General features: G+C 63.1%; 21 protein-coding genes. 15 read left to right on the top strand and 6 right to left on the bottom strand.

The features are described from left to right. Positions 1-27: 27 nt before the first annotated feature. Positions 28-528, bottom strand: a complete 501-nt coding sequence (locus AC1D13_RS11085; RefSeq protein ID WP_477666468.1) for a hypothetical protein — start codon at positions 526-528, stop codon at positions 28-30. Between the two features lie 677 nt (positions 529-1205). After that, positions 1206-2696, bottom strand: coding sequence for an aminotransferase-like domain-containing protein (locus AC1D13_RS11080; RefSeq protein ID WP_477689536.1), 1491 nt, complete (start codon positions 2694-2696; stop codon positions 1206-1208). A gap of 121 nt (positions 2697-2817) precedes the next feature. Between AC1D13_RS11080 and AC1D13_RS11075 the strand changes: the two genes are divergently transcribed. From AC1D13_RS11075 to AC1D13_RS11005, 15 genes are all read left to right on the top strand, one after another. Beyond that, the gene (locus tag AC1D13_RS11075; RefSeq protein WP_457281412.1) at positions 2818-3429 is read left to right on the top strand and encodes a LysE family translocator; all 612 of its coding nucleotides are present in this window, start codon (positions 2818-2820) and stop codon (positions 3427-3429) included. Beyond that, positions 3426-4382: a DMT family transporter gene (locus AC1D13_RS11070; protein ID WP_457281413.1), complete on the top strand. Its 957-nt coding sequence runs from the start codon at positions 3426-3428 to the stop codon at positions 4380-4382. The genes AC1D13_RS11075 and AC1D13_RS11070 overlap by 4 nt, the downstream gene beginning before the upstream one ends. After that, positions 4382-4714 carry an antibiotic biosynthesis monooxygenase family protein gene (locus AC1D13_RS11065; protein WP_457281414.1) on the top strand — a complete coding sequence of 111 codons (333 nt, stop codon included), beginning with the start codon at positions 4382-4384 and terminating at the stop codon, positions 4712-4714. Before AC1D13_RS11070 ends, AC1D13_RS11065 begins: the two co-directional genes overlap by 1 nt. A 69-nt stretch (positions 4715-4783) precedes the next feature. Beyond that, positions 4784-5245 (top strand): RidA family protein, encoded by a 462-nt coding sequence (locus AC1D13_RS11060; RefSeq protein WP_457281415.1) that lies wholly within the window; start codon positions 4784-4786, stop codon positions 5243-5245. 5 nt (positions 5246-5250) lie between these two features. Beyond that, the gene (locus AC1D13_RS11055) at positions 5251-5580 is read left to right on the top strand and encodes a DHCW motif cupin fold protein (RefSeq protein ID WP_457281416.1); all 330 of its coding nucleotides are present in this window, start codon (positions 5251-5253) and stop codon (positions 5578-5580) included. 107 nt (positions 5581-5687) lie between these two features. After that, positions 5688-6335 (top strand): DJ-1/PfpI family protein, encoded by a 648-nt coding sequence (locus tag AC1D13_RS11050; protein ID WP_457281417.1) that lies wholly within the window; start codon positions 5688-5690, stop codon positions 6333-6335. 19 nt (positions 6336-6354) lie between these two features. Further along, a complete protein-coding gene (locus tag AC1D13_RS11045) occupies positions 6355-6816 on the top strand; it encodes a DUF6196 family protein (RefSeq protein ID WP_457281418.1) in 462 nt (153 codons plus the stop codon). A gap of 114 nt (positions 6817-6930) precedes the next feature. Then, positions 6931-8124 carry an aminotransferase-like domain-containing protein gene (locus AC1D13_RS11040; protein ID WP_477666465.1) on the top strand — a complete coding sequence of 398 codons (1194 nt, stop codon included), beginning with the start codon at positions 6931-6933 and terminating at the stop codon, positions 8122-8124. 21 nt (positions 8125-8145) lie between these two features. Next, entirely contained in the window at positions 8146-8766 is a 621-nt protein-coding gene (locus AC1D13_RS11035; protein WP_457281420.1) for a glutathione S-transferase family protein, read from the top strand. A 35-nt stretch (positions 8767-8801) separates the two neighbouring features. Continuing rightward, positions 8802-9716 (top strand): PhzF family phenazine biosynthesis protein, encoded by a 915-nt coding sequence (locus tag AC1D13_RS11030; RefSeq protein ID WP_457281421.1) that lies wholly within the window; start codon positions 8802-8804, stop codon positions 9714-9716. Between the two features lie 15 nt (positions 9717-9731). Then, complete coding sequence (locus tag AC1D13_RS11025) at positions 9732-10445, top strand: VOC family protein (RefSeq protein WP_477666464.1); 714 nt, start codon at positions 9732-9734, stop codon at positions 10443-10445. A gap of 1 nt (position 10446) precedes the next feature. Next, positions 10447-11085 (top strand): LysE family translocator, encoded by a 639-nt coding sequence (locus tag AC1D13_RS11020; RefSeq protein WP_457281423.1) that lies wholly within the window; start codon positions 10447-10449, stop codon positions 11083-11085. A gap of 55 nt (positions 11086-11140) precedes the next feature. Next, complete coding sequence (locus AC1D13_RS11015) at positions 11141-12163, top strand: threonine dehydratase (RefSeq protein ID WP_477666463.1); 1023 nt, start codon at positions 11141-11143, stop codon at positions 12161-12163. Between the two features lie 139 nt (positions 12164-12302). Beyond that, positions 12303-12971, top strand: a complete 669-nt coding sequence (locus AC1D13_RS11010; RefSeq protein ID WP_457281425.1) for a histidine phosphatase family protein — start codon at positions 12303-12305, stop codon at positions 12969-12971. Between the two features lie 93 nt (positions 12972-13064). Further along, positions 13065-14195 carry a hypothetical protein gene (locus AC1D13_RS11005; RefSeq protein ID WP_477689654.1) on the top strand — a complete coding sequence of 377 codons (1131 nt, stop codon included), beginning with the start codon at positions 13065-13067 and terminating at the stop codon, positions 14193-14195. Positions 14196-14291: 96 nt separating this feature from the next. Here the strand turns inward: AC1D13_RS11005 and AC1D13_RS11000 are convergent, their stop codons facing one another. The 4 genes from AC1D13_RS11000 to AC1D13_RS10985 all read right to left on the bottom strand — a co-directional run bounded on the left by AC1D13_RS11000 (position 14292) and on the right by AC1D13_RS10985 (position 19639). Beyond that, positions 14292-15632, bottom strand: coding sequence for a PQQ-dependent sugar dehydrogenase (locus AC1D13_RS11000; protein ID WP_457281656.1), 1341 nt, complete (start codon positions 15630-15632; stop codon positions 14292-14294). Between the two features lie 133 nt (positions 15633-15765). Further along, positions 15766-16224 carry an Lrp/AsnC family transcriptional regulator gene (locus AC1D13_RS10995; protein WP_457281426.1) on the bottom strand — a complete coding sequence of 153 codons (459 nt, stop codon included), beginning with the start codon at positions 16222-16224 and terminating at the stop codon, positions 15766-15768. Positions 16225-16784: 560 nt separating this feature from the next. Beyond that, positions 16785-18917, bottom strand: coding sequence for a sensor histidine kinase (locus tag AC1D13_RS10990; protein WP_477689535.1), 2133 nt, complete (start codon positions 18915-18917; stop codon positions 16785-16787). Continuing rightward, on the bottom strand, positions 18914-19639 hold the full coding sequence (locus AC1D13_RS10985; protein WP_477666461.1) for a response regulator transcription factor: 726 nt from the start codon (positions 19637-19639) through the stop codon (positions 18914-18916). The genes AC1D13_RS10990 and AC1D13_RS10985 overlap by 4 nt, the downstream gene beginning before the upstream one ends. Positions 19640-19764 lie beyond the last annotated feature (125 nt).

Genomic DNA, 19764 nt, shown 5'->3' with positions numbered 1-19764 from the left:
CGCAGCTGCGAAGGAAGCTGGCCGTCATCACGGTTTGGCAGCCAGTGCGGCCGCAGGTGAATCGATACGCACACGCAGACTGACCACGGTGCTGGCGCCTGCGGCCAAGGTGCCGGTTTCCCAGCGCAAGGCGCGATAGTCAGCCAGGGGAACGGGCTCTTTGCGCACGCTGCCGTCGGCCTGCTTGACCATGCGCGTCAGTGGCATGGGTGCGAAGACAGTTCCATCCGTGGAGGCCAGGGCCTGTGCAGGTTCGGCACTTGCCGCGATAAAGGTGGTGCCCGGAGGCACCGGTATGGTTGCCAGAAGCTTGCCGGCTGCAGCGGCGCTGGTATTGCGGTAGGTTGCGCTGTACTGCAGGACATCCCCCGGTTTGCCATCGCCGGCAGGCTTGAGCACGGGCTTGCCGCCCACCATCTCCACGCGCTGCGCCAGGAGCTGGGAAGACACCGGCGAGGCTTGGGCCAGCACGGCCTGGCCAAACACCAGCCCGACGGCAAAAATACAAAGTTTCAGGGCAGATTTCATGGGTAACGTCCTTTCGTGACTCTCGGCAAATGGCTGGCTCGGAGGCAGATCCATGTAGGGCCGGCAACATATGCGCATCGATATGTATTTGAGACGTAACTTTATGTTACTTATCAACTTTCAGAGCCTCGATTACTTCACATGAACGCAATAGATGTGAATAAAAACAAAAATTCCGTGAGAAAAATCGCACAAATGTCCGTATTTAGTTGAATTTCAGCCTTCAATTTGATCAATTGAAACAGTAAGTTACATGTTAAAACATTGGAAATCCACCAAAAACCCTGAAGAAACTAATGGAAATTAACTAAATACCGGATCTTCAGTTGATCAATTAGAGTTAACTCGTAACCAATAGAAACGACTATCAGATTACCGGCCAAGCCGAGTGTCATTTTCGAAAGGGGATAGGTAGCCGGGCAGCGCCAACGGGAAGCCGGAGGATGAGGAAAACAAGGAGAAAAGGGAGGAAAGAGCAACGCCCCAGGCGCAACAAGCCAGGCGAACTCCAACGCGGAGCATGGCGGGCGGAAGACATACCCGCATAGTCGCGACCGTTCCCGGCGGGCAGCGTGGCGAAGACAAGCGGCCCGAACTCGGCACTAAGCTCGCTCAAAGCTCGCTTCTTCACTGCCGGCCCCGTTCTGCCAGGGCAAGCCGCGAAAGAAGGAGGAAAGTTACCTCACGGCATCACGCAAGCGCGCAAACACCTTCCAGAACGCAGCCTCCTGCGTGGTTGCAAAGTTGATGCGCATCAATGTGCTGGGTTTGCGCGCCGCGTGAAACAAGCCGCCAGGCGCAATCAGGTAGCCCTCGTCCAGCATGCGCTGGGACAACGCATCGGTATCGACGCCCGTGTCCACCCAGCCGAACAGGCCGGCGGGCTCCGCAGCAAATGTGCAGCCGTGAGCCAGGGCCAATTTGACGCTGCGTGCACGCGCGCCGTCAAGCCGGGTGCGAATACGCTCGGCATGCCGGCGTAACTGGCCCTGATCTATGCACCAGGCCAGCGCCTTCTCCAGCAGGGCTGGCGTGGTTAGCGTGGCCAGCAGTTTGGTGTCCAGCAGGCGCTCGATGAGGTCGGGGGGTGCGGCCATGAAGCCGACGCGCCAGCCGGGTGCCAGGATCTTGGCGAAGCCGCTGACATAAATCGTGCGCTGCAGCCCATCGAGGGCGCATAGCCGCGTGGCATGCTCAGGCGCCAGGTGGCTGTAGGTGTCGTCTTCAACAATGTGGAAGTTGTGTTGCATCGCCAACTGCAGCACGCGGTGGGCGCTGCCGGGCGTGAGGCAGTAGCCCGTCGGGTTGTGGAATACGCTGACACTGACAAACAGCTTGGGCTGGTGGATTTCGCAGTATTGGGCCATCACCGCCAGGTCCGGGCCGTCGGCGCGGCGCGGTACCGGCAGGATGCGCATGCCTAAAGCGTCCAGCCGGGCGAACTCCACCGCCCAGCCGGGCTCCTCCACCATCACACAGTCCCCGGCACGCAGCAGCGTCCGGCTGACGATGTCGAGCGCATGGGTGGCGCCAACGGTGGTGATGATCTGCTCGGGCGCGGCGTGCACATTGAGTGCACTGAGCTTCTGCGAAAGCGCGCGGCGCAGGCCGCTGTCGCCCATGGGTTCACCGTACTGGAGCGAAAAGTCCCGCAACGCGCTGACGCTGGTGACTTTGCGGACGGCGGCCGGCATGAAGGTGGTTTCGAGCCAGTCTGGTGGAAACACGCCCATGCCGGGTTGCGGCTTGTTGCTGACCTTGTGGAACATCCCGCGGATCAGCGCCGTCGCATCCACCGGCGCCTGGCGCGTGGCCATCCAGGTCGCAGTGCTCCAGGCGCCCGGGGGGGTGTGGCCCGCGGGCGTACCAGTTTTTGCGTCTGCTATATTTTTTATAGCTACCGGCGCTTTGGGAGCCTGTGCCAGCGCCGCATTAAGCGAAGTATCACGGACAAAAAAACCGCGGTTCTTGCGCGCCACCACCAGACCTTGCGCCAGCAACTGGTCATAAGCCGCCACCACGGTGGAGGCACTTACACCTTGCTGCTCGGCGCACAGCCGCACAGAAGGCAGGCGAGCACCAGGGGCCAACAGCCGGCTACGGATGCGCTCGGCAAAGCGCGCCGACAGCTGTTCGGTCAGGGACTGTGAAGCGGTTTTCATCAACATGGTGTGGCCTTGGCACGCCCTGCTGGCGGCATGTGTGCTGACAATTTAACCAATACAGTTTGGGAATTTGTACCAACAACTGTACTGGTGGTGTATTGCTTTCAACTATAAAGTTGAAAGCATGAACTGGCAAGAATTTACGGCCTTACTGGTGCTGGCAACGGCGATGAGCTTTTCGCCGGGACCCAACACGACGCTATCAACCGCACTGGGAGCCAACCATGGGTTGAAACGCGCGCTGCCTTTTGTCTGCGCGGTGCCGGTCGGCTGGGGCGTACTGCTCCTGGTGTGTGCCCTGGGGCTGGGCGCCCTGGTGCTGGCCGTGCCCTTGCTGAGCTGGGCCGTGAAGATCATCGGCGTGGCGTACTTGCTGTGGCTGGCCTGGAAGATTTCACAGTCGCGCCAGTTGAGCGAGGCGGACGCGGCGCGCCTGAACGTCACTTTCTGGCAAGGCGCCGCACTGCAGTTTGTCAACATCAAGGCATGGATGCTGGCGCTGGCCATCGTGAGCGGCTGGATTGCCGGCCGCGAGGCGCCGGCCGCGCGACTGGCCATCGTATTACCTGTGATGCTGGCCTACGCTTTTGTGAGCAACCTCACTTACGCGCTCGCCGGATCTTTGTTGCGCGAGTGGCTGACCGGCCCGTCCGGCAGCGGGCGTCGGCTCCAGTGGTTCAACCGCGCCATGGCGCTGGTACTCGTGGCTACCGCCATCTGGATGCTTTTTATATGACGTCCACATCTGCCGACACAACCAAAGGGCTATGGCTCGGCTTGCTGGGCATCGTGATTTTTGCCGTCACGCTGCCCATGACACGCCTGGCCGTGGGCACGCCGGATGCGCCGCAGATGTCGGGCGTTTTCATCGCGCTCGGGCGGGCCACGGTGGCGGCCGTGTTGTCGGCGGTGTTTTTGCTGGCCACCCGCGCAGCGCTGCCGCAGCGAAAGGACTGGCTGCCGCTGGCCGTCACCGCGGGCGGCGTGGTGTTTGGTTTTCCGCTCTTCACCTCGATCGCCATGCGCTACGTGGAAGCCGTGCATGCAAGCGTCATTCTCGGCGTGCTGCCCCTGGCCACCGCGGCGGTGGGCGCCCTGCTGCACCGCCAGCGTCCGTCTGCCGGCTTCTGGCTGTGTGCGGCACTGGGCAGCGCGCTGGTGGTTCTGTTCGCCATGCTGCGTTCAAACAGTGTGGGCGGGCTGTCCATCCATTTTGCTGACCTTTTGTTGCTGGCCGCCTGTTTGTGCGCGGCCGTCGGTTACGGCTACGGTGCGCGGCTGTCCCAGCACATGCGCGCCGAGCACGTGATCTGCTGGGCCTTGGTGCTCTCGCTGCCCTTGACTTTGCCCCTGTCTCTTTTCAGCTGGCCCACAGCACCACTCAAGGTCAGCGCCTGGGCCGGCTTTGCCTACGTGGCGGTGTTCTCGGCCTGGTTGGGATTTTTTGCCTGGTACCGCGGCCTGGCGCTCGGCGGTACGGTGCGTGTCAGCCAGGTGCAGTTGGTGCAGCCGTTTTTGTCCATGTTGTTTTCTGTGCCGCTGCTTGGCGAGCACCTGGACGCCGTCACCGTCGGCTTCGGGCTGGCCGTGATTGCCACCGTTTTCATCGGAAAAAAAATGCCGGTGCAGTCAGGCGCTCGCGTCCGGGCCGCCGAACCTGGCTCTTTGCTTAACACCAGAAAGTTGTGATGTACTCAGCCGCCTTTATTTTTGAACCCGGCACCTACGACGAACGGTTCCACACGCTGGACGCGCTGATCGAAGAAGCCGCCCAGGCCACGCCTGGCTACCTGGGCGCGGAGTCCTGGCGCTCGCCGGATGGCGTGCTGACCAATGCCACTTACTTCTGGGAAACCGAAGAATCGCTGCGCGTTTTTTCAGCACACCCCAAGCACCTGGAAGCCAAACGCCAGTACACGCAGTGGTACAAAGGTTTTCACATCGTCATCTCACAGGTGTTGCGCTCTTACGGCGACGGCACCATTGCACACATCACGCCCAACCAGCGGAAACGGGCATGAAGTGGGCTTGAGGCGGCCCGCCGCTTTTGCACCTCTTTCCAGGATATCTCCTATAACAAGGAACCATCGATGACTCCCGAACAACGCCTGCAGCAACTCGGCCTGATCATGCCGCCCGTCGTGACACCTCGCGGTAATTTCGATGCCTGGGTGCTCGACGGTTCCATGCTGTACCTGTCGGGCAAGGGCTCGCCGCTGCGGCAAGACCTGGCCGTGGTGCCCAAGGTCGGGCGCGAGATCAGCGCGGAGGAAGCCCGCGACCATGCCCACGACGTCGGACTGAACCTGATTGCCACCATGAAGGCCGCCCTGGGCGAACTTTCGCGCGTGCGGCGCGTGGTCAAGCTGCTGGGAATGGTCAACGCAACACCCGACTTCATGGGTCATACCGAAGTCATCAACGGCTGCTCAGATCTGCTGGTGCAGGTATTCGGTGAGGCCGGCCGCCATGCGCGCTCGGCAGTCGGTGTGGGCTCCCTGCCGCGCGGATTTGCAGTGGAAATCGAAGCCATCGTGTCGGTCACGGAGTAATCAGCATGCAAATCAACGAAATCCCCTTCGGCACCACCGACTGGTCCAACGTGGAGCGCACCGAACATTCCGCCCTGGAAGGCAAGGCCTTCTGGCGCACTCGCAAGTTTGGCGACGTGCGCGTGCGCATGGTGGAGTACACACCCGGATATGTTTCCGACCACTGGTGCAGCAAAGGCCACATCCTGCTTTGCCTGGAAGGCGAGTTGCAGACGGAACTGGACAACGGCAGTGTGCATGTGCTGTTGCCCGGCATGAGCTACCAGGTGGCAGACGGCGCCGAGGCCCACCGGTCGACCTCGCCTTCGGGGGCCAAACTGTTTATCGTGGACTGACCCGTCGCGAACCGTCTCCACCCCCGGTACCGATAGACCGATTCACCACAACGTTTTTTTCTTCTTTCAGTGAAGTAGCTATTTCAACCCGCATCAGGACAGCTTTCATGCATATCGCCATCCTTACCTTCGACGGCTTCAACGAACTGGACTCCTTGATAGCCTACGGAATGCTGAGCCGCATTTCGCTGCGGGGTGATGCCGACTGGAGAGTCAGCATTGCCAGTCCCACCGAGCGGGTGACGTCCATGAACGGCCTCACCATCGATGCACATATCAACCTGAGGGAAGCCAACCAGGCTGATGCCGTGCTGATAGGCAGCGGCATGAAAACGCGCGAAGTCGCCAACGATGCATCCATCCTCGGCCAACTGCAGCTCAATCCGCAAAGGCAGCTCATCGCAGCGCAGTGCTCCGGGACCTTTTTGCTCGCCAAGCTGGGGCTTGTCGGCCAAATGCCGGCGTGCACGGACTTGACCAGCAAGCCCTGGGTTCAGGCAGCCGGGGTGAGCATCCTGAACCAGGCCTTCTTTGCGAAGGGTAACCTGGCGACCGCGGGCGGCTGCATGTCCGCGCAATACATTTCCGCATGGCTGATTGCCCGGCTGAAGGGCATTGACGAAGCCCGTGAGGTGCTGCACTACTTTGCCCCGGTCGGTGAAAAGGAAGAATACGTCGCGCGGGGACTTGCCCACCTGGAGGCGAATTTGCAGGAGCGGCCCATGACGCCGGAAACGTCCGGCGTGCCATCGTGACAACAGCGGAACCAAGCCAATGGACGTGACGCCGGAAACCCCCGAACAAACACACAAACGGCTTTTGCGCGTGATGGCGCACGCGCGTGTGGACATGCTCCCGGGCGACTACACCTTCGCCGAGTTTCCCTTGGCGCAGTTTCCTGTACATCTGGTCGCAAACCCTGCCAGCGAAGCGCTCGCTTTGGTCCGCGACCATGCGGTCTGGAGCGCGCTGCTGCCCGCATCGGCATCCACCAAAGCCGAGGACCGCTACGCCGTGGTGTGCCTGCATTTCGCGCCCGATATTCCCAACAGCGGCTTTGTAGGCTGGCTCGCCAGCGAGTTCAAGCAGCAGCTGGGAACGGGGGTGTTTGTCGTCTGCGGGCACCACGCGGCCGACGGCGGCGTCTTTGATTACTGGGGAATTCCGGGAAGCGTGGCGCCGCAGGCCGTGAGCCTGATTCACGCCATGCAGGCGCGAGGAAGGGGTGCAGAATGAACGCGTTGACTCACCCTGCCGCCGGCCGCCGTCGCGGCAGCGCTTTAGCTAAATGCCTTGCAGAAGTTTTTGTGACCAGGCTTGTCTTTGACAGCCCATCAGGAGGAGAGTGAAATGGAATGGACCCAAGCGCAGCGCGCCAAAAAAATGAACCCCTCGGTGATCCGCGAGATCCTCAAGGTCACGGAGAAGCCCGGCATCATCAGTTTTGCCGGCGGACTGCCCTCGCCCAAGACCTTTCCGGTCGCCGCCTTTCGTGAAGCGTGCGACAAGGTGCTGCGCGAAGACGGCCATGCCGCGCTGCAATACGCGGCCAGCGAAGGCTACGCCCCGCTGCGCGAGATGGTGGCCGCCATGCTGCCTTGGGATGTGGACCCAGCGCAGGTGTTGATCACCACCGGCTCGCAGCAGGGCCTGGATTTGATCGCCAAGATCCTGATCGACGCCGCTAGCCGCGTGCTGGTGGAAACGCCCACCTACCTGGGCGCGCTGCAGGCCTTCACACCGATGGAGCCCGAAATCGTCGGCGTGGCCAGCGATGACGAAGGCGTGGACATCAAGGATCTCGCCAGCAAAGCTGCTGGCGCGCGCTTCTTCTACGTGCTGCCCAACTTCCAGAACCCGACCGGCCGCACCATGACCGAGGCGCGCCGTGCCGCGCTGAGCGCAGAGGCTGCGCGCCTGGGCCTGCCCATCGTCGAAGACAACCCTTATGGCGACCTGTGGTTTGACACGCCGCCGCCGCTGCCGCTCACCGCGCGCAACCCGGAAGGCTGCGTCTACATGGGCTCGTTCTCGAAAATCCTGGCGCCGGGTTTGCGCCTGGGCTTTCTGGTCGCGCCCAAGTCGCTCTACCCCAAGCTGCTGCAAGCCAAGCAAGCGGCCGACCTGCACACGCCGGGCTTTAACCAGCGCATGGTGGTCGAGACCATGAAGAACAACTTCCTGGACCGCCACGTGCCGACCATTCGCGCGCTCTACAAATCGCAGCGCGACGCGATGCTGGCCGCGATGAAGCAGGGCATGCCCGAAGGTGTGAGCTGGAACACACCGGCCGGCGGCATGTTTTTGTGGGTGCGCCTGCCTGAAGGCATGAACGCCATCGACCTGCTGCCCAAGGCCGTGGAGCGCAACGTGGCCTTTGTGCCCGGCTGGGCCTTCTACGCCGACCATGCCGACGCCCGCACGCTGCGCCTCTCGTTCGTCACGTCCAGCGTCGAGCAGATCAACATCGGCATCGCCGCGCTGGCTGCGGCCATACGCGAGCAACTACCTGCCGGCGTGCCTCAACTGCGCGCGGCAGCATGATGAACGCGAAAGGGGTCTGACATGCTTCATCTTTGGGGGCGCATCAGCTCCATCAACGTGCGAAAAGTCGTGTGGGCCGCGCAGGAGCTGGGGCTCACGATGCAGCGAACCGACGCCGGGGGCCAGTTCGGTATCGTCAAGGAGGCCGATTACCGGCGCAAGAACCCGAATGCGCTGGTCCCGCTGATGGAAGACGGTGAAGTGCTCATCTGGGAGTCCAATGTCATCGTGCGCTACCTGTGCGCCAAGCACTCGCCAGGCAATTTTTATCCCACAGCGCTGCCGCAACGCTTTGCCGCCGAGCAGTGGATGGACTGGCAGCAGACCACCTTCAACCCGGCCGGACGCACGGCTTTCGTGCAGTGGATTCGCACGCCTGCGGAGCAGCGCAATGCAGAACTGATCGCGCAGTCCGTAGCCGCCACCGAAGCGCTGCTGGCACTGCTCGATGCGCACCTGGCTGACCATGCGTTCATGGGCGGAGACCAGTTCAGCATGGCCGACATCCCGCTGGGCTGCGAAATGCACCGCTGGTTCGGCTTGCCGCAGCCGCGGCCCATTCGGCCCCACCTGGACCGCTGGTACCAAACCCTCCTGGCACGGCCCGCCACGCGCGGCGTGCTGGACCTGCCTTTGTCATAAATCTTCAAACCTATCCTGGAAAACCGAGAAACCCCATGAAGCAGCGCGCATTCAAGCAAGTCGACGTGTTCACACCCACCCCTTACTTCGGCAACCCCCTGGCCGTGGTAATCGACGGCAGCGGCCTGGATGACGCCGCCATGCAGCGCTTTGCCAAGTGGACCAACCTCTCGGAAACCACTTTCCTGTTGCCACCCGCAGACGCCACGGCTGATTACAGCGTGCGCATCTTCACACCCGGCGGCGAACTGCCTTTTGCCGGCCACCCCACGCTGGGCAGCTGCCACAGCTGGCTGGAAGCCGGTGGGCAACCGCACAGCAAAGACTTTATCGTGCAGGAGTGCAAAGTAGGCTTGGTGAAGATTCGCCGCGAGACGGGCACAAGGCGCCTCGCATTTGCCGCGCCGGCCCTGAAGCGCTCCGCGCCCAGCCCCTCGTTGCTGGCACAGGTAGCCGGCGCGCTGGGATTAAAAGCGACAAGCATCCTCGCCGCCCAGTGCCTGGACAACGGCCCGATGTGGCTGGGCTTGCTGCTGGACAGCCCGGAGACCGTGCTGCAACTGGCGCCCGATCACAAGGCGCTGGCCAAGCTGGGCACCAAAGTCGGCGTGGTGGCGCGCTACCCACGTGAGGAAACCGCGCCGTTGATTGCACGCGCCAACCGCGAAGCCAAGGCGTTCGCAGCCTCCGCACCTGAAACAACCCCTGATTTCGAAGTGCGGGCCTTCGCCGCTCCCATCGGCGTCGACGAAGACCCCGTCACCGGCAGCCTCAATGCCAGCCTGGCCCAGTGGCTGATTGCCGAAGGCCACGCGCCCGAGCGCTATACCGCCTCGCAAGGTGTCTGCCTGGGCCGCGCCGGTCAGGTGCATATCGAGCGCGATGCAGCCGGCCAGGTGTGGGTGGGCGGCGAATCGGTCACCTGCATTGACGGAAGCGTGACGCTTTAGGAACCAGCCCTCACCATGGAACGCAGCACCGCACTCCCGCCGCTGGCCTCACAGGTCGACCACCTCGTGGTGGTGGCGGCCGGCCTCGCCGAAGGCGTGCAGTGGTGCGAACGCGTGCTGGGCATCACGCCCGGGCCGGGCGGCGAGCATCCGCTGATGGGCACGCACAACCGGCTCTTCACAGTGGCCTCGCCGGCCTTTCCACGCGCCTATTTCGAAATCATTGCAATCAATCCGGACAAGCAAACCCCGCGTACGGCACCGGCCAGACGCTGGTATGACCTGGATGATCATGAGTTGCAGCTGCGGCTGAGCAAGACCGGCCCGCAGCTCGCGCACTTTGTCGCCTCGACGCCCCGTGTGATCGCGGCGGTGCGGGCGCTTTCCCGCCTGGGGCTGGATCGCGGTGAGGCGCTGGACGTCTCGCGCATGACGCCGCAAGGCCAGCTCAGCTGGAAAATCACCGTGCGTGAAGATGGTCAGAGGCTGTTTTACGGTGCGCTGCCCACGCTGATCCAGTGGGGCGACGTGCATCCGGCCGATGGCATGGCGCCCTCAGGCGTCACGCTGCAATCGCTGCACGCCAGCCACCCGCGCCCCGACGCATTGCGCGGCGGCTACGAGGCCATAGGGCTGGCCGGTGTAGGCCTCTCGCAAGGCCCGCCCAATCTCATCGCCACGCTGCAGACGCCGCGCGGCCTCGTCACCCTGGAATCCAAAGGAGCCTGAAATGTTGACGTCCACTGAACTCGCCTGGTTTGCTCTCGCCGCCCTGGTGCTGGTGCTCACGCCCGGGCCTAACATGATTTACTGCATCTCACGCACGCTGTGCCAGGGCCCCCGCGCCGGGCTGGTATCGCTTAGCGGCGTGGCGCTGGGGTTTGTCGTCCATCTGCTGGCCGCGTCGTTCGGGCTAACCGCACTGCTGCTGGCCGTGCCGCTGGCCTTTGATGCGATCAAGGTGGCGGGCGCGGCCTATTTGCTCTGGATGGCCTGGCAAGCCGTCAAGCCCGGGGGCCTGGCGCCTTTTGAAACGCGCGAGCTGCCGCACGACCCGCCGCGCACTCTCTTCCTCATGGGTTTTATGACCAACCTGCTCAACCCCAAGGTCGCCATGTTTTATCTCTCGTTCTTCCCGCAGTTTTTGCACCCAGAACGCGGCGACCTGCTGCTGCAAAGCCTGACGCTGGGCGCCGTGCAGATCAGCGTCAGCACGGGTGTGAACACAGTGCTGATCTGCTTCGCCGCGGCGATTGCCGGTTTCCTCAACCGCAATATCAGCTGGATGCGCGTGCAGCGCTATGTGATGGGCACCGTGCTGGGCTTGCTGGCGCTGCGCCTGCTGACTGAAAAGCGGGTGGCCGCATGAGCCGCCGGGCCGTTCCCAAGGCGAATGCCGCAGCTCGCAAAGCGGAGGCCACCCAATGAGCACGGTACTCGACCGCGCGCCGGAGCTGGGGAACAGCATGCTGCCTTCGCTGCAGGAGATTGAAGATGCGGCCCGTGTCGTCTACCGCGAGTTCCAGGCCACGCCGCAGTACCGCTGGGGCCTGTCCAGCCAGCGGCTGGGCGCCGACTGCTGGATCAAGCACGAGAACCACACACCGGTGGGCGCGTTCAAGCTGCGCGGCGGGCTCACCTACTTTGAGGCACTCAGGCAACGCGGCGAGCTGCCGCGAGAAGCCATCAGCGCCACACGCGGCAACCACGGCCAGAGCATAGGCTGGGCCGCCCGCGCGCACGGCGTGCCTTGCACCATCGTGGTTCCGCATGGCAATGCGGTGGAGAAAAACGCCGCCATGCGCGCACTGGGCGTCACACTGATCGAGCACGGCAACGACTTCCAGGAAAGCCGCGAGTTTGCAAAGAGGCTGGCTGCCGAACGCGGCGCCCACATGGTGCCGAGCTTTCATGCGGATTTGCTGCGCGGCGTCAGCACCTACTGGTGGGAATTCATGCTGGCGGTGCCGCAACTCGACGTGGTGTATGTGCCGATAGGCCAGGGCTCGGGCGCGTGTTCGGCCGTTGCCGCCAAGCTGGCGCTGGGCCGCAAGCTGCGCATCGTGGGCGTGGTCAGCGCGCACGCCACCACCTACGCCGACTCGCTGGCCGCGGGGCGCGTGATTGAAGCACCGGTGACTACCTACCTGGCCGACGGCATGGCCTGCCGCGTCGCCGACCAGGCAGCACTTGATATTTTGCTGCCGCACCTGGAACGCGTCGTGAAGGTGACGGACGACGAAGTAGCCCAGGCCATGCGCGACCTTTATGCCGACACACACAACGTGGCCGAAGGCGCGGGTGCGGCAAGTTTTGCTGCGGCCATGCAGGAGCGCGGCCGGCTCAAAGGCCTGGTGGTGGGCACCACCTTGTGCGGCGGGAATGTGGACACGGCGACTGTCGCCAAGGTGCTAGCTGCCGGCCCCCACGCTTCTCGCTTCGCGTAGTGCGCTGCCCCCCGAGGGGGCGCTGCGCCTGCGGCCCGGCAAAGCCGGTTCCGCGGCCCCGGCTGGATTGGCCTTTGGGTGCCGGCACCGGTCGCACGCGTGACTGGCCGCAGTTGCCACGCACGACACAATTCCAGCCATGGGAACCCTCTACCTCGTGCGCCATGGCCAGGCCTCATTTGGCGAAGACGACTACGACGTGCTCAGCCCCATGGGGCGCCAGCAAAGCGTGCGTCTGGGCGAGTACTTCAAGTACAAGGGCATCACCTTTGACGCCGCTTTCACCGGCACGCTGCAGCGGCAGATCAATACCTTTGCCGGGATCTGTGAAGGCATGGGTATCACCATGCAAGCCACACAGCGTCCCGGGCTCAATGAATATGACAGCCACGCAGTCATCGGCGCCATTCACCCGCACAAGCTCGAAAAACCCACCACGCCCGAGGAATACCGCGGCCACTTCCGGCTGTTGCGTGACGGGCTGGCACAGTGGATGGCCGGCGTGGTCAGCCCCCAGGGCATGCCAAGCTACACCGGGTTTGTTGAGGGTGTAACCTCTGTCCTGAACCACATTCGTGCCAGTTACAACGGCAATGTGCTGCTGGTTTCCAGCGGCGGACCCATCTCGACCGCTGTGGGCCATGTGCTGGGCACCAGCCCTGAAACCACGATAGAGCTGAACCTGCGCATACGCAACTGCTCACTTACCGAGTTTGCCTTTACGCCCAAGCGGCACATGCTGGTGACCTACAACACCTTGCCACACCTGGACGCGCCCGAACACGCAAGCTGGATTACTTACGCCTGACCGTGCCCGCGAGCAGCCGGCTTCGTGGTTTTTCCGCCATTGCCGAATCGACCACAAGCAAAGATACTTTGCGGCAATATGACCGCCGCCCTGATGCCCAGCCTTCGTCCTGTCGGAATTCGCCTTCACGGTGAAACAACCGGCGCGCTGGCAGCTTCCACTTACAGTTTCCTGGTGCAGCTTGAAAAGCTCGGCCTGCAGGACGCCGTGGAAACCAGGGAGATTTTTCCGGGCTCCACCGCCGCAAGAAGCTTCTGCCTGCCGGACGGCCTCGCCGCACAATGGGCGCCCGGCCTGGACACCCTGGGCCTGGCAGAACGGCTGCAGCTGGATACGCTGAACAACAGCGAAGACCTGGAACGAGAGATTCTTCTGGCCATGCTGCTCAGCCCGGTCGCGTTTGAATTTCCCAGCCATGCGGAGCTGGCATCGGCAGTGCGCATACGCCGCAACATCGTGCTGGCTGCGCGCAAGACTGCACTGGAATTTCACACCACCGAAGTCAACCGGCCGGAGGACTGCTGGGTCTACTCGGAAGACGCTGGCTTTACCGTCAAGCCCGGTCACGCGCTGATTCCCGCCCTGGAAAAAGCCACCCAACCCGAGGCCTCGGGCAAGCTGTATTCCTTTTCCTGCTACCGCGCGACCGAATACGTGATCCTGCTGGCCATCGCGCAGGAACTCGAAACCTGCAACCCGCCGTTGCTGGCCGCGCTGCAGCAGCGCTGGGAGCACCGCGCCATCATGTCGGGCAAATTCCACGACGTGTTCCTGCGCGAATACGGCACGATGGAACAACCCCTGCCGCCCAGGTATTACGTGCCCGGCGACCGCCTCTGGTTTCGCAACCCCGATGAACACTCTTCGGACGTTTCGGGCTATGAAGGCTCCTGGGTGTTCTACATCGGCAACGGGCAGTTCACCAACTTCTGGAAACGCGAGCAGCCCTACACCCTGACGGCCAAATGCCTGGAGCTGTTTCACTGGCGGCATGCCACCTACACCGACGAAGCCGGCGAGTTGCGTATCAATGAAAGCATCGTGGAAGCCGGCGTCAAGGCCTCCAGCACCGACCCGGCCGAGACGGCACGAATCCTGGAACAGATGCTGCGCATGCGTGAACCCAAGGGCGTGTATGTATCGGGCGGGTGCATAGACACCTCGCGGGAACACCCCCGCTGGGTCTGCCCCGGCACCGCCGACATGGTGTTGCCGACAGCCTGATGCGATTCAGGCAGCGTGACCGCTATTAAATTAATAGCTGCTTGCGCTCATCACATAAGGGTTTCAGGCGCTTTCCCTTTAAAACCCCCAAACCTTCTATTTCAGCTGGCTACCGCTCACCCGCCAGACCACGTTGCCCACATCGTCGGCCACCAGCAGCGCGCCGCGCTTGTCCATCGCCACGCCCACCGGCCGGCCGTAGGCATGGCCTTCGGGGCTCAGGAAGCCCGTGAGCACATCCACCGGCAAACCAGCCGGCAAGCCCTGGCGAAAAGGCACGAACACCACCTTGTACCCGCTGTGCGGCACGCGGTTCCAGGAACCGTGCTCACCGATAAAAACTCCCGAGGCCAGTGATGGCGGCAGCGCATTGCCTTCTGAAAACACCATGCCTAATGGCGCGACATGGGAGCCCAGTGCGTAGTCGGGTGAAACCGCTTGCGCCACCAGGTCCGGACGCGGCGGCTTGACGCGGTCGTCCACGTTCTGGCCGTAATAGCTGTAGGGCCAGCCGTAAAACACGCCATCGCGCACCGAAGTCAGGTAGTCGGGTACGAGGTCGCTGCCGATCTCGTCGCGCTCGTTCACCACCGTCCAGAGTGCGCCGCTGCCGGGTGCCCAACCCATGCCGTTGGGATTGCGCAGGCCCGAGGCAAACACGCGGTGGCTGCCGGTTTTGGCGTCGACCTCCCAGATGGCGGCGCGGCCGGTTTCGGCTTCCATGCCGCGTTCGCCCACATTGCTGTTGGAGCCGACGGTGACATACAGCTTGCTGCCGTCCGGGCTGGCGATGATGTTTTTTGTCCAGTGGTGGTTGATAGGGCCGGCCGGCAGGTCCACCACCTTGACGGGCCTCGCCGTAATGCGGGTCTGGCCCGGCTGGTAAGGGAAACGCACAACGGCATCGGTGTTGGCCACGTAAAAATCATTGCCCACCAGCACCATGCCGAAGGGCGAGTTGAGGTCTTCCAGAAACACGCTGCGGCTTTCGGCCTTGCCGTCGCCGTCGGCATCGCGCAGCAAAGTGATGCGGTTGGCCGTGGGCGCCCCGGCGCCGGCCCGGCCCATTACCTTTTTCATGAACCAGCCGCGGATACCCTTGCCGTCTTCCGGCTTGGGTGGCGCATTGCTTTCAGCCACCAGCACGTCGCCGTTGGGCAGCACGTAGACCCAGCGCGGATGGTCCAGGCCGCTGGCCAGGGCCGTTACACCCAGGCCCGCCATGGGCGTGGGCATTGCACCTTCGGGCCAACCTTTGGCTGGCGCGATGTTCACCGTGGGAAACAAGGTCTTGTTGGGTTTGGGCAGGGTTGGATTGGCGCCCATACCGGCCTCCGGCGGCAACAAGGCGGTGTCACCGCACGCGGCCAGCGTACAGGCGAATGCCGCGCACAGCGCCAGAACATGCCAGACGCGTTGACAGGCAATCGATCGCATAAAACCCCCTGAAGAAATGACGGCAATGCCCGCGCCCTGCATGATGCAGGGCATTCGTCAGTGTGGGCGGGTGAGGTTCGCGCAGCTGTCAGCCGGCCCCACCGGCCGCTGTCAGCGCTGACCTTCGCCTGGCTCAGCCCGTCAGCAGGGGCAGGTCAGCCTTCTTGAGGGTGCGCAGCACAAAGCTGGACTTGCTGTGGCGTATGCCTTTGATCTTGTAGAGCCGCTCGCGCAGCAGGCGCTCGTAGTCCTTGGTGTCGTGCACCGCGATGCGCAGCAGGTAGTCGTATTCGCCGGACACCAGATAAGCCTCTATCACCTCGGGGATCGCCGCCAGCGTCTCACCGAATTTCTCCAACGTGTTGTCGGAATGGCTGTCCAGCGTGACCTGCACCATCACCGTGTCGCCCAGGCCCAGCGCCTGCGCATTGAGGCGCACCGTGTAGCCCTCGATCACGCCGGCTTCCTCCATCTTCTTGATGCGGCCCCAGCAGGGCGAGGGGCTCAGGCCCACGGCCTGACCGATGTCTTGCAGGCTGGTGCGCGCGTCAGCCTGCAAAACCTGAAGGATTTTCCGGTCTAAAGTATCCATTCAGGTAATTTATCTGAAATTTTCTGTTTTACAGATTTTTTATCTGTTTATGGGAAATTCAGCAGCAAATCAGGCAAATTATTCGGCCACTCCCGGGAGATACTTTCTTCCATGGCAGCGGACTTACCGGTCCGTCTGGCAAGACAAGGCCCCCAGTGAGTTACCGCTCACTGGGGGCTTTGATTTTTATTCCATTGCTAATTCGCTGCGATAGGTCGTTACGCCGCCTTGCCGTGCCAGGGCCTGCCAATGCCATTTATGCAAATGCGAATGGGGTGAAAACGGTGCCAATCAAGGCGCGCGACGACGCCCAGACTTTTGTCTGGCTAGAAGCGCAACGCCGAGTGGCGCCGTTTTCACCCCATTCCCTCCGGGTTGCGATCAAAAAGGCCTTGCGCGGCGTTGCAAAGCCTTGACGGGGTCTGCCCCGCCTGCGTTTTGCGCCTTGCTCAAGGCCTTTTTGACTCGCAACGCATCTGCATAAATGGCATTGGCAGGCCCTAAGCACTGTCTGCGGCGGCGCGCCTGCTCTCGCAGCGAATTAGCAATGGAATCAGGGATCAGCCGACAGCGCACTGCAGGCGCAACTCCAGGCAAACACCGCTATCCCGGTTGTACGCGGTGATGGTGCCGCCCATCTTGGCCATATAGGTTTTGGCGACAAACAGGCCCTGCCCGCGCTGTCCCGCCACGCCGGTATCTGGCTGGTCAGACACGCCGTACTCGAAAATCTTGTCCAACAGGCCGGCCTCGATCTGCGGGCCCTGGTTGCTGATGCTGATCACTGCCTCGGGCGCTGTGCCTTCCTGTGCCTGCCGCGACAGCGTGATGCGGATCAGGCTGCCGGGCAAACGGTAGCGATCAGCGTTGCGCAGCACATGTGACACGACATCTTCCAGCGAATACTCGTCGGCACGCACTCTGACCGGCTGGGCCAGCGGATCAAAAGCCACACCGGGAATGCCCGCGGCCTCAGCGTTGCGCGCCACATGGCTCAGGAATTCATTGGCATCCAGCGTCTGCACATTGAGCGCGGTGGATTCAAAGGCTTCGCTGGGCGACGCACTGCCGTAGAGCACGCGCACGGCCTGCTGCATGCGGCTGATGTAGCGGTGCGCCGGGTCGTCGGCACTTCCGTGCAGCACCATGAGCGATTGCAGGGGCGACATGATTTCGTGGCCTACCGCGTGCCAGGTGTCTTTTTCCTGGGCGACGCGGATCTGTTCGCGGCGCACGTCTTCATTGACGCGCTGCAGCAGGTCTTGCAGGCCGCCGGCCAGCACACCCAGCTCGTCGCCGCCGCGCAGGTCGGCCAGGTCAACCGTCGCCAGGTTGTCGCTGGCGCGCACGCCCTTGGACACGGTGGCGGCGCGGCGGGTGAGTTCGGTGATGCGGCGGATGATGCGCAGCTCAATGGCCAGCCAGGTCACAAAGATGGCCAGCAGCATGGCCCCCACAAACCAGGACACACGGGTGGCCACAGCCGTCAGGGCTTTGTTGACGGTGCGGATGTCGCCGGTCAGCGTGAGCTCATAGCGCCCCAGCGGCGTGCTGATGATGTCGGTGCTGGTGATGGGTGCGTCGTAGCCATCGACTTGCAGCCGGCGTATCAGGTAAGCGATCAGGGGGGAGGAGCGCTCTGTCGCCTCTGCGCCGGACAGCGCCACGATGTCGGTGCTGGCGCCGGCGGCGCCCAGCTTGCGGATGCGCAGCTTTTCGCCGGGCAACAGCAAGGGGGTGAGCTCAGCCCATGAGAATGGCGCCGTGGCGCCTGCGGCATTGCTGTCAAACAACGGCTTGCCCTCGCCGGGGGCCAGCATTTCCACCTGCACCTTGATCTGGTCCAGGTCAGCCGGCGGCCAGACGATGCCCGCAGGCCCTTTGGTAAACAGGGCTTCGCGAAAAAGCTCCACCGGCAGGCGCACGCTGACAAAGGCACGCCGGGCACAATCAGGGTCTGCCGCCAGCGTGCCGTCCACGCAGCGGCTGTCTTGCCAAAGCCAGCCGCGGAAGTCGCGCACGGGCCGGCTGGCCGGCGTGATCGGGCCCTCATCGGCAAAGCCGACCAGCCGGCCTCTGGCATTGGCAAGAGGCGAGGCGTTGCGCCCCTCGTCCATGGCCTGCATGGCCTGGAAAGGTGCGATCCAGCGGGAGCGCTGCCCGCGCATGTCGACCGTGATGCGGGCGCGGTGCGCCTGGCTTAAGTCCAGCGTTCCGGAGATGTGCGACACCAGGGGCCCGCTGTTGAAGCTGCCGACGGCATAAAGAAAACCGCCGGCAAAGGGGTTGTTGCCGACGGCCACGCACATCGACGCCGCGTCGGGGTATTGCACCAGGCAGCCGGCCATCTCCACTGCCTGCTGGGCCTTGTTGCGATCGTCGAAATCGAGGGCCGAAAAAGGCAGCACCAACGGGCGCAGCGGCGTCACCTCATGCTCGTAGGCCGTGGGGTTGAGCAGCACCAGCTGGCCCGTGGGATGGCGCAGCTTGGCGGCGATCTGCGCCTGGTTCTTGCGAAAGCCGTCCTGGTAATTGCGGTAGCTGCGCTCCTTTTCGTCTTGCAACACGGCGATGGCCAGGGCGACGGTGGCCAATGCCAGCAGAAAAAAAGCGCCGCGAAAAAATACGCGCAGGCCGAAGGGTACGCGCGCCGGCAGCAGGCGCTCGACATCCAGGCGGGTGGGCAGCTTCACGCCTTGCCTCTGCCGCGCGGGGGCTCCGGCGCCTCAGCCCAGCGAAAGCCTCGCATCGGGATGTTTTCAATGCCGTCAAAGGCCGCATCGATTTCCTTGAACGCGTCGCGAATCGTGCTGACGTGCTTGCGGATGTTGTCGCGGTTGCGGCCGCTCTTGACCACCTGGTAGAGGTCGTCGTAACTCACGACCTCGCCGCGGCGCGCGTGCAGCGCTGCCAGGATGCGTTGCGCCGTCAGCGGCAGATTCACGCGCTGCCCGCGCCAGATGGCGGTGTTCTGTCGCAGCGGGTCCAGCTGCAGTTCCTGGCTGTCGCCGGCTGGCGCCCTGCCTGCGGGTTTGGCCTTGGCGGTCCGCAGGATGTCCAGGAAGGTCTCGATGAAGTCGGCCTCCTCAAACGTGGTTTTTTGCAGATAGTCCCAGGCGTCCAGAGCTTTCATGATGCTGCGGTAGATGGCGGCCGGCATGGCGGACACCACCAGCACGGGCGTACCCTGCCGCTGCTTGTTGATGGCGTTGATGATGGCCACGCCGGCATGGCGTTCGCGCCCCAGTTCGATGTCCAGCACCACGGCGTCATAGCCTTCGCGGGCAACGGCGGCCTCGGCATCGTCGCGGTTGAACCACTGGTCGACCTGGATGCCCGGACGGGCCGATTCAATCCAGCCCTTGAGCTGGTTGCTCATGGGCAGGTCGTCTTCGATCACGGCAATTTTGGTCATGAGGCCTCAAGAGGATGGGGTGTCGCCATTATGGGTGTGGCCTGCGCCAGGCCGTGTGAGTGTTTCTTCCGTTGGCGGAGGGTTGCCGCCGCCAAACCGTGCAAAGACACCGCGCAGGCGCATTG

The organism is Polaromonas sp. P1_E12 (assembly GCF_056405975.1).
This window is presented reverse-complemented; position numbering and strand designations above follow the sequence as displayed.

Excerpts from the sequence above, each read along its gene's own strand:
- AC1D13_RS11070 (WP_457281413.1), top strand. The coding sequence starts at position 3,426 with ATGACGTCCACATCTGCCGACACAACCAAAGGGCTATGGCTCGGCTTG.
- AC1D13_RS11030 (WP_457281421.1), top strand. The coding sequence starts at position 8,802 with ATGAAGCAGCGCGCATTCAAGCAAGTCGACGTGTTCACACCCACCCCT.
- AC1D13_RS11045 (WP_457281418.1), top strand. The coding sequence starts at position 6,355 with ATGGACGTGACGCCGGAAACCCCCGAACAAACACACAAACGGCTTTTG.
- AC1D13_RS10985 (WP_477666461.1), bottom strand. The coding sequence starts at position 19,639 with ATGACCAAAATTGCCGTGATCGAAGACGACCTGCCCATGAGCAACCAG.
- AC1D13_RS11060 (WP_457281415.1), top strand. The coding sequence starts at position 4,784 with ATGACTCCCGAACAACGCCTGCAGCAACTCGGCCTGATCATGCCGCCC.
- AC1D13_RS11055 (WP_457281416.1), top strand. The coding sequence starts at position 5,251 with ATGCAAATCAACGAAATCCCCTTCGGCACCACCGACTGGTCCAACGTG.
- AC1D13_RS11075 (WP_457281412.1), top strand. The coding sequence starts at position 2,818 with ATGAACTGGCAAGAATTTACGGCCTTACTGGTGCTGGCAACGGCGATG.
- AC1D13_RS11015 (WP_477666463.1), top strand. The coding sequence starts at position 11,141 with ATGAGCACGGTACTCGACCGCGCGCCGGAGCTGGGGAACAGCATGCTG.
- AC1D13_RS11065 (WP_457281414.1), top strand. The coding sequence starts at position 4,382 with ATGTACTCAGCCGCCTTTATTTTTGAACCCGGCACCTACGACGAACGG.
- AC1D13_RS11020 (WP_457281423.1), top strand. The coding sequence starts at position 10,447 with ATGTTGACGTCCACTGAACTCGCCTGGTTTGCTCTCGCCGCCCTGGTG.
- AC1D13_RS11080 (WP_477689536.1), bottom strand. The coding sequence starts at position 2,696 with ATGTTGATGAAAACCGCTTCACAGTCCCTGACCGAACAGCTGTCGGCG.
- AC1D13_RS11040 (WP_477666465.1), top strand. The coding sequence starts at position 6,931 with ATGGAATGGACCCAAGCGCAGCGCGCCAAAAAAATGAACCCCTCGGTG.
- AC1D13_RS11035 (WP_457281420.1), top strand. The coding sequence starts at position 8,146 with ATGCTTCATCTTTGGGGGCGCATCAGCTCCATCAACGTGCGAAAAGTC.
- AC1D13_RS11005 (WP_477689654.1), top strand. The coding sequence starts at position 13,065 with ATGCCCAGCCTTCGTCCTGTCGGAATTCGCCTTCACGGTGAAACAACC.
- AC1D13_RS11000 (WP_457281656.1), bottom strand. The coding sequence starts at position 15,632 with ATGCGATCGATTGCCTGTCAACGCGTCTGGCATGTTCTGGCGCTGTGC.
- AC1D13_RS11050 (WP_457281417.1), top strand. The coding sequence starts at position 5,688 with ATGCATATCGCCATCCTTACCTTCGACGGCTTCAACGAACTGGACTCC.
- AC1D13_RS11010 (WP_457281425.1), top strand. The coding sequence starts at position 12,303 with ATGGGAACCCTCTACCTCGTGCGCCATGGCCAGGCCTCATTTGGCGAA.
- AC1D13_RS10995 (WP_457281426.1), bottom strand. The coding sequence starts at position 16,224 with ATGGATACTTTAGACCGGAAAATCCTTCAGGTTTTGCAGGCTGACGCG.
- AC1D13_RS11025 (WP_477666464.1), top strand. The coding sequence starts at position 9,732 with ATGGAACGCAGCACCGCACTCCCGCCGCTGGCCTCACAGGTCGACCAC.
- AC1D13_RS11085 (WP_477666468.1), bottom strand. The coding sequence starts at position 528 with ATGAAATCTGCCCTGAAACTTTGTATTTTTGCCGTCGGGCTGGTGTTT.